This is a genomic window from Engelhardtia mirabilis (assembly GCF_007748095.1).
In the GTDB taxonomy this organism is placed as follows: Bacteria; Planctomycetota; UBA1135; order UBA1135.
On sequence record NZ_CP036287.1, the window covers coordinates 4,950,136 to 4,963,200 of the forward strand.

9 protein-coding genes are annotated in these 13,065 nt (G+C 71.8%); 5 read left to right on the forward strand and 4 right to left on the reverse strand.

Going from position 1 to position 13,065, the window contains the following annotated elements:
• Nucleotides 1-86 precede the first annotated feature (86 nt).
• The 3 genes from Pla133_RS18280 (at nucleotide 87) to Pla133_RS18290 (ending at nucleotide 5,079) form a co-directional block, all read left to right on the forward strand.
• Nucleotides 87-1,568 carry an FHA domain-containing protein gene (locus Pla133_RS18280; RefSeq protein WP_419191701.1) on the forward strand — a complete coding sequence of 494 codons (1,482 nt, stop codon included), beginning with the start codon at nucleotides 87-89 and terminating at the stop codon, nucleotides 1,566-1,568.
• A gap of 203 nt (nucleotides 1,569-1,771) precedes the next feature.
• Nucleotides 1,772-3,310 (forward strand): hypothetical protein, encoded by a 1,539-nt coding sequence (locus Pla133_RS18285; RefSeq protein ID WP_145067883.1) that lies wholly within the window; start codon nucleotides 1,772-1,774, stop codon nucleotides 3,308-3,310.
• On the forward strand, nucleotides 3,307-5,079 hold the full coding sequence (locus tag Pla133_RS18290) for a hypothetical protein (RefSeq protein ID WP_145067885.1): 1,773 nt from the start codon (nucleotides 3,307-3,309) through the stop codon (nucleotides 5,077-5,079). Before Pla133_RS18285 ends, Pla133_RS18290 begins: the two co-directional genes overlap by 4 nt.
• 18 nt (nucleotides 5,080-5,097) lie before the next feature.
• On the opposite strand, the gene Pla133_RS18295 is transcribed toward Pla133_RS18290, so the two are convergent.
• The 3 genes from Pla133_RS18295 to Pla133_RS26500 all read right to left on the reverse strand — a co-directional run bounded on the left by Pla133_RS18295 (nucleotide 5,098) and on the right by Pla133_RS26500 (nucleotide 9,353).
• On the reverse strand, nucleotides 5,098-6,495 hold the full coding sequence (locus tag Pla133_RS18295; protein WP_145067887.1) for an alkaline phosphatase family protein: 1,398 nt from the start codon (nucleotides 6,493-6,495) through the stop codon (nucleotides 5,098-5,100).
• 70 nt (nucleotides 6,496-6,565) lie between these two features.
• Entirely contained in the window at nucleotides 6,566-8,755 is a 2,190-nt protein-coding gene (locus Pla133_RS18300; protein ID WP_419191702.1) for an IPT/TIG domain-containing protein, read from the reverse strand.
• 4 nt (nucleotides 8,756-8,759) lie between these two features.
• Nucleotides 8,760-9,353 carry a hypothetical protein gene (locus Pla133_RS26500; RefSeq protein ID WP_419191703.1) on the reverse strand — a complete coding sequence of 198 codons (594 nt, stop codon included), beginning with the start codon at nucleotides 9,351-9,353 and terminating at the stop codon, nucleotides 8,760-8,762.
• A gap of 312 nt (nucleotides 9,354-9,665) precedes the next feature.
• Here Pla133_RS26500 and Pla133_RS26505 point away from each other — a divergent pair, with 312 nt between their 5' ends.
• Entirely contained in the window at nucleotides 9,666-10,511 is an 846-nt protein-coding gene (locus Pla133_RS26505; protein ID WP_419191704.1) for an HDOD domain-containing protein, read from the forward strand.
• A gap of 75 nt (nucleotides 10,512-10,586) precedes the next feature.
• Entirely contained in the window at nucleotides 10,587-10,880 is a 294-nt protein-coding gene (locus tag Pla133_RS18310) for a hypothetical protein (RefSeq protein ID WP_145067893.1), read from the forward strand.
• Nucleotides 10,881-11,219: 339 nt separating this feature from the next.
• On the opposite strand, the gene Pla133_RS18315 is transcribed toward Pla133_RS18310, so the two are convergent.
• Nucleotides 11,220-12,848, reverse strand: a complete 1,629-nt coding sequence (locus tag Pla133_RS18315) for a PDZ domain-containing protein (protein WP_145067895.1) — start codon at nucleotides 12,846-12,848, stop codon at nucleotides 11,220-11,222.
• Nucleotides 12,849-13,065 lie beyond the last annotated feature (217 nt).

The window sequence follows — 13,065 nt, forward strand, 5'->3', positions numbered from 1 at the left end:
GTGCTTCGGGAGCCGGTGCGCGTCGCGTCCCGACAGCTGGCTGGCTCCCCCGAATGGCCGCATCGCCCGACTTTCTGGACCTTCCCTTGATTCGCGTTCGCGTCATCAGCTCCGACGGCGACACGACCCTCCGCACCGTGGAGGTCCAGGGGAACTCCCTGTCGGTCGGGCGCTCGGTGGACAACGACCTGCGCCTCGACGAGCCCACGGTCAGCAGCTTGCACCTGCGGATCCTGAGCGGCCTGGTGGTGGCGGACTGCAGCTCCCTGAACGGGACCTTCCACGATGGAGTCCGCCTCAAGGGAGCCCTGCTGATCTCGAGTGGGGAGACGATCGAGCTGGGCGGAACCGGCACGCGGTTGAGAATCGAAGCCGTGGGTTCCGACGGCAGGGTGATCGAGTCCGCCACTCGAGTGGTGCCGTCAGCCGCTGCGGGAACGTCGAGCTCGGAGGGGAACTCGACGTCTGTGCACAGCGGTGCAACGACGCCCCTGGCTTCCACCAGACCGTTGCGCGTGACCACCGGTGGCGATGCGAGACAGCAGACGGACAACCTACGGCGTCCTTCCCCACCCACCGACAGCACCACGGGACTCGATGCAGCTCCGGGCCTGCTGCCGAGCACGGCGCAGCTCGACCGCGAAGCTCCCGCGAAGGACGCGACGCAGCGCCTGGTGGCCAGCCCGGGCTTGAGGGCCAGCCCCGGCTCGACGCCCGCGGGTGGCGGGCTGGCTGGGAGCGAGTCGATCGCTACCGATTCGGACACGACAGATCAGACCGCTATCGAGCTGAGAGCCGCGCAAGGTCGCATCGCCGAGCTCGAGCGGCAGTTGGACTCGGAACGCGCGCGAACGCGCGAGCTGGCGAGCCGGCTGCGCGTGCTGCAGTCGACCGCGGTCCGTGGCGTCGAACCGAGCCGATCGGATGTGCCCGAGGAAGGGGCCCACGAGGCGACCGGACCGGAGTGTAGATCTGACGACAGCTCCGACAGCGGCACCCGGGGAAGGGCGGACCTTGGATCGGCGGCGGGCGGGGTCGACCTGCGACGCCTGTGGCGTGCCTTCGCGGCCCACGACCTCGATCTGCGCGACGCGCTCGAGTGTGCTTCAGCGGAAGAGGCTCTGACCGTCGAGGCGTTGCGACTCGCCGATGCGGTCGAACGCATGTCCGCCCATTTGGTCGGGGAGTCCCTCGCCACCGACGGGCGGGAAGCCAGCTACCAACTCAGCGTGCTCGCGGGCCGGGTGTTGGCGGAGCCGACCGAGCTATCGGTGCGCCACGCCTTCCGCGGTCGCATGGACGAGCTCGTGCGCCGGCTCGCGATCTCGCCCGCCTCCTACCGCGAGGCTGCCACCTCGGTAGTCGCGGAGTTGGTCGGCCGCTTGTCCGAGAAGGCGCTGACGGGCGACGAGCCCCTCGGGGTACGAGCTCGGCTCGCAGGCCGCGACGGCGAGCTTTGGCGGCGCACCGGTCGGGTCCTAGCCGAGTTGACGCCGGAGCATGTGCGCGAACGCGTCGACCGACTGGCTCGCTCCGCCGGCGACGCACTGGCGCGCCATCGGGGCTGACGGCGAGCACCTCCCGAGGCGCAACTCCCGGAGCGGCCTCCACGCATCGGGCCATGACGTCCTCGGCCAGCGAGGCACGCTCGATTCGACCCTCTCGATCGCTGCCGCGCGTAGGCCCCGTCGATCGCCACCCGCGCCCCTCGACGACCCGAATCCGAGGGCGCCGTGGTTGGACCCGCGGCGAGTTTGCTCCAATTCGGTCCGTGAGCTCCTCCACCGCGGCCACCGAAGATCCACGCTCCCACCTCGCGGGCGACCTCGCGGTCGGCTTGGCCAGCCTGGCTTTCTTCCTGTTCAGCGTCCCGGTCTGGTCGGACGCCCTGATCCTGGGCAACGACGTGGTGCCCTACGCGGTGGGCCTTCGAGCCAGCGGCACCCATGCCCTGGCCAACCCCCATCACCTCGGCTTCCACCCCCTCGCCTGGCTCGCGCTCCAGGTCCTGGGCCTGTTCGGCCAAGGGACGAGCTCGGTGGTCGACGCCCTGCACGCGCAGATCTGGATCTCGTCCGCGGGCGGCGCCGTCACTGCCGTCATCCTGCACCGCTTCGCCCGCGAGCTGTGCGGCGCGCGCCTGGCCCTGGCCCTGGTGGTGGCCTTCTGCGCGGCCGCGGGAAACTGGCTCTACGCCGCGGTCGGCGAGTCCTACCTACCCGCTACCGCCTGCGTGGCCGGTCTCCTGGTCGAAGCCCTGCGCGCGCGCCTGGGCCTGATTGCGCTGCGCGTGCCCGTCCTGGCCCTGTGGCTCCTGCTCGCGACGGTGATGCGCCAGGACGCCGTGTTCGTGGCGATCGCCTTGCCCCTGCTGCTGCCGTTGCCCGCGGCGACCCGAGTCATCGCCCTCGCCGGCTGCGCCTCCCTGGCGACCTACTTCGCGGTCTGGTCGGCCGCCGGCGACGTGGGGTTCCTGCCCTGGCTGCGCGGCCTGGCGGACCTGGGCGAATGGGGCGGCGGACTGCCGAGTTGGTTCGACCTCCAGCTGGGCGCGGTCACCCTGCAGCACGCACTGCACTTCGGCGTGCGCTACCCGGGCGCAACGACCGTCGCTTCCCTGGCGACGACCGCGCTGCTCGTCGCCGCGGCCTGGCCGGCGCGCGGAGCGCGGCGCGGTGAGAGAGCTGCCGGCCTGCGCGGCGCCCTGCTCGGCCTGTTGGTCTACACCGTGGTGAGACACGCCTTCTTCACCTGGTGGCAACCGGGGAACATGGAGTACCACGCGGGCACGCTGCTGCCCCTGAGCCTGGTGCTGGTCCTGGCGGCGTCGACCCACGCGCCGCCCAGGAGGCGCGCCGTCGGCCTCACCAGCCTCGCTGCGCTGCTGCTCGTAGCTGGCAACTGGAGCTCGCTGATCGAGCCCAACCGCGCCACCACGATGGATGACCGCGTAGACCGCGTCCTCGCCGAGGCCGGTCCCCAGGCGCTGGTGCTCTCGCTCACGGGGCTGCAGCACTACGCCGTGCTGCGCGCCGAGCGCCCGGGGGTCGAGGCCCATTCGATCGTCGACGCCGCGCGCTTCGCGCGCGAGGAGGACCTGGCCGCGATCGAGGCCCAGGTCGAGGCGCACCTCGCGAGCGGGCACAGCGTCGTCGTGCTACGCGACTCCGTGCTCTCCGCGCGCCTGGGACTGGGCGAGCAGCGGCTCGAGCCGGCGCTGATCGAGATCTTCTTCCGCCACGGCACGGTCGAGCGCTTCACCGACGACCGGGACGAGGTCTTCGCCCTGGTGATCGCGCGCGGGCCATGAGCGAGCAGTATCGCGTTGACCCTGGCTCGGTCAGCCGTTCCGATGGCGCCGTGCCGTCGCCCGCCGAACCCTCCGCCGCGACCGACCCGCGCCGTCGCCCCGGTCTTTCCGTCCTCGAGCGCAGCCTGCTCGGCCTGTTGATCGCCGCGGCGGTGGTCCTGCGCCTGGTCCAAGTGGCCGAGCCCCTGGACCGACAGTTCGACGGATTCCAGGGCGCCTTCTTCGCGGTCTGCGCCATCAACTATGAGCGGCTGGAGGGCGCTCACCCGGCGCACACCTTGCTACCCCGCGGAGCCGGCGACGGCTACCCGGTGGTCAACCTCGACCTGGACCCCGCCGCGCCGGACACCTGGTACCTCTACGCCAACCACCCCCCCACGGTGCCGTGGTTGGCCTGGTCGTCCCTGGCCCTGTTCGCACCTGACGGCTGGGACCAGGCCTGGCGGGAGGGTCTGCCGCCGGCGGGGATCGAAGCGCCCCTGCGCGCGCCGTTCATGGCGCTCAACCTGCTCGGGCTCGTGGCGTTGTTCTTGGCCCTGCGCGCGGCCGGCTGCCGCCGCGCAGCCTGGTACGCGACGCTCTTCTACGCCTGGACGCCGGCGGCGCTGCTCTACGCGGGCCTGGTCAACTACGAGAACCCCACCGTGCCCTTCGTCCTCGCGGGCGTGGCGGCGGCGGTGTGTTACGCGCGCGGTGGTCGCGCGGCTTGGTTGGCCGCGACCTTCGCGGCCTTCGCCTGCGCCGGCGCCGTGACCTATGCCGCCTTGTTCACCGCGGCGGCCCTGGCTCTCTTGCTGCCCGCCTGCGGTTGGTCGCGCGCGGCGCGGCTGACCGGCGCGGCGGTCGCTGGGAGCCTGGCTCCGCTGGCGCTGCACGGCGCCCGCGCGGGCGCACTGCTCGAGCAGCACGGGGAATCGATGGGAACGCTCGGCAGCCGCGTGCGCACGATGGTCGCGCCCCTGCTCGATGGCACGACGCCCCTGGGCACCTGGCTCGGGGTGCAGGCGAAACTGCTCACGGAGGAGGTCGGGATCGCCCTGTCGCTCCTCGCCGCCGGTGGCCTGGCGATCGGGGTCGGGCGCATGCTGCGCCGCAGCCACGGGGACGGGACGCGAGACGCCGACCTCTCCGCGCACCTGGCCCTGGCCCTGGTCGTCGGCGGCTGCGCCATGCAGCTCGCCTTCTACCGCCACACCCGCGATCCCCAGGACCCCTTCATCCTGCACCTAGTGCCGGGCTTGGCGGCGGCCGCGGGCGTGCTGATCGCGCGTCTGTCGAGCGGAGCAACACCCGCCGCGCGCTGGCTGGTCCTGACCGCGGCGCTGGCGGTCGTGGTCGAAGGCGGTCTGCGCTCGGCGCAGCTCCACGGACGTTGGCGCGGTGCGGGGCCCGAGCTCGGTCAGTCGTCGGCGGCGGCTCCGCTCCTGCCGGCGCCTTCGCGCCTCGGGCCCGCCCTGGCCGAGCTGCTCCCCGCCGGCGACGTGGCCTGGTACCCCGGCGCCCTTGGTCTGGGCCCGGCCACCAGTTTCTACGCCTGGCGCACGCTGTTGCCCGTCACGCCGGGCAGCTACGAGGCCACTCAACTGAGCCAGAACGACCTGGGCCTGGAGCAGGCGACCACTTGGCTCGCGATCCCCACCGCCGTTCCGCCCTCGGCCCAGGCGGCCGTCGACGAGTTGCTGGCCAACCTCGAGGCGGCCCTGCCGGGCTCTGTCCGCGAGCCCTCCGCGGCTAACGCGGGCTGGCGGCTGTGGCGACTGCGCAACTGAGCGCCGGCGCGACCGCGTTCAGTTCTGGTCGGCGTCCCCGGTTGGCTTGTTCAGCGAGTCCAAGTAGCCGAGCGCGTCGAGCTGATCGGTGAAGTCCTCGTTGGCGTGTTCGGTGGGCGAGCGGGGCAACGAGCGCGGGTGGGCCCTGACCCAATCGAGGTCCGGGCTCTCGCAGGTGCGCGCCGGGTTCGCGCGGGCGAACTCCGGATCGAGCACGCGATCGAGCCCGTTGCCCGAGGCGACCGAAGGCCAGTGCTCCGGTTGCGGCAGCCCGAGCAGGCGCAGGACCGTCGGCGCTACGTCGAAGACCGTGCCCAGGGGCGCGTCGCCCAGGTGTTCGCCGCCGGCGGCGATCCCGCGTCCCAGGGCGCCAAAGATCCCCGGCGGCGCGTCCAGGTGGTGACCCGAACCCAGGGAGACCGGGTCGTCGAGCATCAGCGGATCCGCGTGCATGCCGTGGTCGGAGCACAGGAGGATCGTCCAGCGCTCGTCAACCAGGGACATCAGTCGGCCGAGGGCCTCGTCCACGTCCACGTAGGCCAAGTTCAAGACATCACCCAGGGCGTCGAGATGCGCCGGCGGCACTTCGTAATGGAAGTCCCCGGGCGCGTGGTAGCGCCAAAAGCGGTGGCCGGCCACGTCCGGAAGGCCCAGGTAGGTCATCACCAGGTCGCCGGGATCGTCGGACAGGAAGCGCTCGGCGACCGCGAGGTTCGAGCGATCCGCCGAAAGGGTCCAGGCCAGGTCACGCACCAGCCGCGGCACGGGCTCGTCCTGGATGTCCGGGACCTTGAAGCGGCTGTTGAACTGCTGCTGCACCTGCTCGCGATCCTCGGCGAAGACGATGTCGTCGCGCACCACGTCCCACAGGTCCTCGGGCCAGGTCTGCTCCGGCACTTGGTCGGCGTCGTAGGCCGCCTTCCAGATCACGTGCGCCTGGGCCTGGGCCGCGTAGCTGGCCAGGATGCGCCCGTTGACCGGCTCCGCCGGCCAGCTCACCCACCAACCGACCACGTCGACGCCCAGCCCCGCGTCGGACACGATGTTCCACAGCGCCGGCACGCGGCGCGCCTCGCTGGTGTAGGGCAGGCCCGTCGAGCGGGTGTCGATGAAGAAGTCGATGCCGTGGGCGGTGAGCGCCTGGCCGGTGGCGATGGTGGTCCAGATCACCGGCGAGTAGGTCGGCTCGAGGGTCGTCAGCCGGCCGAGCACGCCCTGTTCGGCAAAGCGCGCGAAGTTCGGCAGGCGCCCGTCGTGGAGCAGCTCGGCGACGATGGTCGGATCGAGACCGTCCATGCCGACCAGCAGGACCGGCCCGAGGGCCTGCGGCTCATCCGGGCCGCCGCAGCCGGCGCCGAGGCCCAGGCCGAGGAGGACGACAGCCGCGGAGGGCAGCGCGTGGAGGGCGGAACGCATGGACCGGGTATACGGCCGGCGGGCGCCGCGCGCGAGGGCCGCCTGCGCGGCGAGCGGCGGCCCGCGTCCGTCAGCCGGCCAGGACTCGGCGCGCCGAGGCCAGGCGCACGAGTCCGAAGCCGAGCAACAGGGCGATCCAGAGCGACCCCGCCAGGGCCTGGCGCCAGGGGCCGGGCCCGGGGGTCGCGATCATCCCGCAACCGCCGCCGCCGCTGCTCTCGCTGCTCACGTAGGTGAACGCAGAGGGCAGGAGCGACGCCTGACCGGTGGTCTCGTCGCACACCAGCACGGCGACCGTTCCGCCGCCACCGGGCGTGACGGCGGTGATGGTGTTCGCATCGACCACGACCACGCCGCCGGCCTCCGAGCCGCCCGCGCCGGTCTCCGGGTCGACGCCGAACCAGACCCGCGAGTCGGGTCCGAAGTTGTCGCCGATGATCGTCACCAGCTCGCCGCCACTCGAGGCGCCGCTGCCCGGAGCCACGGCGCCCAACTGCGGATCGTCCTTGGCCACGTAGGTGAAGGTCGAGCTGGCCGCGTAGCCACCGGGGTTCGTGATCTGCAGGCTGACCGTCCCGGCGCCGCCGCCCGCCGGCGTGACCACCTCGAGTCGCGAGGCGTCCACGAAGGTCACGGTCGCGCTGGCCCCCCCCACCGTGACCTGGGCGCCGGACACGAAGTCCGCGCCGGTGAGGATCAGCTCGGTGCCACCATCCACGTCCCCCGAAGGCGGGAAGACCACGTCCACCTGCGGCAGCTCGGTGGTCTGGAAGGCGGAGGCGAGCCGCCCCTCGACACCGCTGGCGTCGATCACCACCACGTCGTGGAGCCCGCCCACGGTGGCCGAGGTGGTCAGGGTGATCGTGTTCTCGTCCACCACCGTGCAGCCACCGGGCAGGCCGTCAACATAGATCCGGTCACCGATCACGACCCGCGCGCCGGGATGGAACTCGGCCCCGGCGATCGTGATCGTGTTGCCCCCGCCCAGCGACCCTTGACTCGGCGTAACGCTCGAGACGATCGGATCGGACGGCGTGATCTCGAGCCCGCCCGGCAGGACGTCCACCGCTCCGAATGGGCTGGTTACGATCACGTCCACGTGACCGCTGGCCTCGCCGGTGGGCACCGTCACCTGGAAGGTGACGACCGTGCCGAGCCACGACACGGGAGTCAGCACCACGTCCGGGTCGCTGGCCGTCAAGGTCGAGCCGTTCACCAGGCCGGTGCCGCGCAGGCTGTGGAGAGTGGTCACGCCGGCGGTCGCGCGCCGCGGCAGGCGGTCCGAGCTGCGGCCGATCTGGATCGAGACGTCGGGCCCGCAGCTCAGGTCGCCCAGAGCCACGGTCTGCCCCACGGCAACCGTGTGCTGGCCGGTGTACCAGGTGGACTCGAAGTCGAGGTCGACGGTGTAGGACCCGGTCAGGTTCGCCGCGGAGACCGGGTCATCGAGCGGGTCCACGTAGATGCTGTAGGTGCCGGCGTCGAGGCCGCGCAGCAGGAAGGTGCCGTTGAGTGCCCCCAGGGCCGCCGCCGCCGTGCGGCCGTCCGCGTCGACCGCGATCACGTGGGGCCGCGCCACCGGCGAGTCGTCGTAGTGCAGCACGCGCCCCGAGAAGCTGCCGAAGGTCGCCGCCGGGTAGGCCGAGCGCACGCCGTAGGCGTCGTCCAGGGACAGGCTGCGGTGCAGGATCACGGTCGGGTCGACGTAGGGGAACATCGCCGCCCCCGCGTGGCCGCTGTGGTCGAGGCCGAGGAAGTGGCCCAACTCGTGGGTCACCACGTCCTGCACGTCGAAGCGCCCCGGCTCGCCCGAGGTGGTGAACTGGAAGGTCTTGCCGTTGAAGAGGATGTCGGCGTCGGTGATGCGACCGTCCGACACGAACCACAGGGGCGTGATCGCCACGACCCCTGACGAACCGGGGAAGTAGCCAGACGAGCCGGCCTCGTCGAACCAGACCAAGTGGATGTCGTCAGCGGCCCAGTCCGTGCGCGCCTTCGAGCCGGGGTTGGTGTTCTCGATCAGGTTCGCGCCCGAGCCGGGCACGACGTTCCAGGCGTCGATGGCGTTGCGCACCGCCGTCTCGTGGCTGCCGTCGAGGATGTCGTCGGAGCCGGCCGAGTTGATCGTCACCCCCACCGACGCGGGGTTGGCCCAGTAGAGGGGAGAGCCGTTGCTAGGGTGAAGGATGCGGATGTGAGCGCTGGCGGTGTAGCCGAGCGCGACTGCCAGCAGGCAGCCGAAGGCGAGACGACGTCCCATGGGCTCAGTCGTCCTGCGAGCCCGAGCCGCTCGCGCGGCGGTGGTTGACGGCGGCCTCGACCTCGGCCGACAGCTCGGCGTAGGGTCGCGACTCGAGTCCGAAGTCCGCGCTGCGACCGCCCAACAAGCGCGTCGCGTCGCCATCGCGCAGGGCGCGCCGCACGCCGTTGCGATCGGTCAGGAGCGAGTACTTGCCCTGGGTCAGGCCCACCGGCAAACGGCGCCCGTCGGGGCCGCCCTCGGTCAGGAACAGCAGCACCTCCTCGCCTTGGGCCAGGCCGGGCAGGCCGGGCACGATCATCCCGCTGCCGTCGGAGCGTTGGCCGCCGGGCAGGAGGAAGCTGCGCTGGCCGACGCCCTCGCCGAGGTAGTCACGGGCCAGGTCCACGGTGATCTCGGTGTCGATTCCGCCGTCCGTGCGCTCGACCGTGCGGCGCTCGACGACGCGCCCCTCGACGACCCAGTCCGAGCGGTCGACGAGATCCTGAATGTCGAGCCTCAGGACGGTTGCGGCGTCGGTCGTCCCGCTCGAGCGGGCGAGTCCCCAACCGACGAGGATCGAGAGGGCGATGGCGGCGGCGGAGGAGATCGGTCGCATGGCGTGCGGAGCGGAGGTGGGGAGATCCTCACACCCCGTGTCGATCGACCCCGCCCGAGCCTCGACTTGAGCGAGGCAGCGCGCCGATTCGCCGTCGGCGGCCGCCCTCGAGCGGAACGCTGCCCCGCGCCGTGGTCACCGCCGCCGAAGACGGAAGAGGCGGCCAGATGGCCTCAACCGTGGGCGCTGGGTGTGCCGATGTTCGCCGGGTCGCGGGCTTCAAGGCTTCATCGGAGCCGCCACGCCCTTCGCCGCCCTCCGACGTTCCGGTCGAGCATCCGGAGCCCGATCACCACTGACTCCTCCCCGCAGATGAGCTCCGAACTGGTTCGCAACATCCTGGCGGACAACGTCTCGATTCCGTCCCTCCCCTCCGTCGTGGTGCGTATCAACGCGCTCTTGGAGGACCCCAATGCGGGTACCCGCGAAGTCGGTGCCGAGATCGCCAAGGACGCGCCCCTGGCCTCCAAGGTCCTGCGGCTCGTGAACAGCGCCGCCTACGGCATGCGGCAGAAGGTGGTCTCGACCGAGCAGGCCTCGGCCGTGCTGGGCATGCGCGCCCTGCGGAACCTGGTCTTGCAGGTCTCGGTGGTCGGCCAGTTCAAGCACCTCGAACAGACCGGCTTCGATCTGGACGGGCTCTGGCGGCACGGGATCCTGAGCGCCCAGTTGAGCCAGAGCCTGGCCAAGCTCTCCGGCACCAAGGCCGTGCTGCAGCCCGAGGAGTTCTACACCTGCGGCCTGTTGCACGACCTGGGGCAGGTGCTGCTGCTCGAGCACGTCGGCGAGAGCTACCTGCTGGTGGTCAAGAAGGCCGTCGACGAGGGCCGCTCCCTGTTCGACGTCGAGAACGAGGTGATGGGCTTCTCCCACGCCGAGATCGGCGCTCGGGTGGCGCTGCGCTGGGGCCTGCCGGGGGAGATCGTGAGCGCGATCCAGTTCCACCACGGCCCCGAGGACGAGATCGAGGCCGAGCCCACCGTGGGCATCGTCGACCTGGCCAACCGCACCGCCCACGCGATCCTCGAGCAGCGCGACAAGGTCGAGGCCCTGGCTTGCCTGGACGCGGAGCGCGCGGCGCTCTTGCGCCTGGACCAGGACGCCTTCGCCAACCTGGTCGACAGCGCCTCCGAATCGGCCGCCTCGATCGAGGTCTGAGATCCAGGGCGGGCCCCCGACCCGGGGCCCGCGGCGGGGGTAGGGTTCGGGTGGACCGCGAGTCCATCCAAACCCATGAGAGCCCACGACACCCTCCACGTCCTCTGCCGCAAGCACGGCGTGCCGGCGAGCTACGGCCGGCGGCTGCTGCCCCTCCTGGAACGCGCCCACGCAGCCCCGCCGGAGGTCCGGGATCGTCTGGTCCGCCTGGTCGAACTGAATCTGGTGCGCGAAGCCAATCGCCGCCGCGAGCTGGCGAGCCCCGTCGACGACGGTGCGGAGCAGGCCCTGGTGGCCGTGGCCCGCGCGCTGCACCGCTGGATCCCGCCCACGTGGCTGGACGGCTTGGTCGACCGGCCCAGCTCCTGAGGGCCACTCGCCGGGCTAGTGTCCTGGATCAGAAATTCGGCGTCACTTCCCGGGCTCCGATCGCCGCTGGCGTCGCCAGCGCCTCCTCCGAGTATCGCAGCGGATACGCGTCGTCGGCGCGCCTAGCCAGCATCGATCGGACCTCCGGGCAGTGACGCCGAATTTCCGATCCAGGACACTAGGCGTTCGTACGGTGCCAGGCACGAAACCGCCGCCTAACGCAATGGCTCCGGGCGCCTTCGGCGCCCGGAGCCTTTGCGTTAGGCGGCGGGTTCGTGCCTGGCACCGTACGAACGCCTAGCCGCGTCCGCAGTGCCGAGGTGGCAGTGCCGGGCTGACTCAGTCCTCCGAGCGCAGCTCCTCGAGGTAGCCGATCAAGGCGCGCACCTCGGCCCGCAACTCGGCCACCTCACCGCGCACGCCGGACAGCTCCGCTTCGAGCTTCGCCGCGCGCGCCACCGCCTGGTCGCGTTCCCGAGCCATGCGCTCGAGCTCGGCCTGCAAGCCGCCGGAGCCCTGGGACCCCTCGAGCCTGCGCTCGAGTTGCTCGGCCATGCGGCCCGAGCGCTGGGCCATGTGGTCGGCCATGCGCTCCGCGTGGACCTCCATGCGCTGGGCGAAGTGCTCGATCGAGTTCCCGAACTCGTCCTCGAAGTCCTCGAAGGCGTCCTCGAGGCGCTCGCCGAAGGTCTCGAAGCGGCTCTCGAGGTGCTCGCCGAAGTGCTCCATCTCGTCGCCGAAGGCCTCCATTCCGCCGCCGAAGGCTTGCCGGTCGTCGTCCTCCCACTGGCCCATCTGCTCGGCCCAGTCTTCGAAGGCCTCGGCCCATTCCTCGTCGCCGTCCCATTCGGCACCGAAGTCGTCCATGGACCATTCGAGCTCGTCCTCGAACTCCATCGACTCGGCCCAGTCGGACTCGATGTCCTCGGCCCAGTCCTCGAACTCCTCGGTCCAGTCGCCGTTGAACTCGGCCCAATCCTCGGGGCTCATCTCGGTCCAACCGCCGGAGCCGTCGCCCATGAGGAAGCGGGTTCCGCCCTCGAGGTGCTCCGGACTCGGCGGCGGGATCTGGAAGTCGAAGGCCGACGCGGCCGCCGAATCCATCGGCCGCGCTCCGAGCACGACCTCGAACACGAGCGTGTCGCCGTCGCGCTGGACCTCGAGGCGAGTCTCATCGCCTACCCTGCGGTCGCCAATGGCGTCGATCAGCTCGGCGGTGGAACCGATCTTGCTGCCGTCGACACGGGTGATCAGGTCGCCTGTGAGCAGTCCCGCGCCCTGTGCCGCCGCGCCGTCCACGGTCTCGGTGATCAGCGCGCCCCCCTCGGCCTGTCCCAGGGAAACGCCCAGGAAGGGACGTCCCCCGAAGATCGGGGCGAGGGTCGGCGCGAGGGGTTGCGGCGGAGTCGGCTCGGCGAAGATCGGCTCGTCGCGGGTCCCGAGCCGGGATTCGACCAGGACGGCGTTGCCGCCGCGCTGGACGACCAGCTTCAAGGTGCCGCCCACGCCGGCCTCGGCGATGGCGTCGAGCAGGTTCTCGGGCGAGGTGACCTGGATCCCGCCGGCCATCTTGAGCACGTCGCCGGCGAGCAGGCCACCGGCCTCGGCGGCCGAGCCCTCGACTACCTCGTCGACGACCACGGTCCCGTCGTCGCCGCCGAGCACCACGCCCAGGAAGGGGCGCTCGTCCTGCCCCACTGCGGCGGGTTTGGCGGGAGCGGGGGCCACCGACACCTGGGCCGCCGGAGACGGGCTCGAGGCCTCCGAAGCCCCAGCCTGCGGGCCCAGGGGCAAGGATCGGATCCGCGCGAGCGCGGCCGGCTCGGCGGCCGTCGCTTGACCCGCGACGGCCGCTGGTGTGGCGACAACCACCGGTGCGGTGGCCGGGGCAGCGGCGAAGACGGGCGGCGGCGCCGGCACGGTCTGCTGGAGGGCCAGGGCGGCGGAGACGGTGAGCAGAGTCAGCATGGGAATCCCTCTCGATTGTCGGCGCCGGGCGGGCGTTCGACGGGGGGTCGGCCGCGGGGGCCGGGCTGCGGGCCGCTGGGGGTGGGTGCGGCCAGCCGGGAACGGAGATCCGGGCCTACGGAACGCGGGAGCGACCGTTGGGCTCGGGATGGGCGGGGAACGCCTTGGCGGCGCGGGTCCTTGGACCCGCGCGCGCCCGCGAAGCTATTCGGAATCC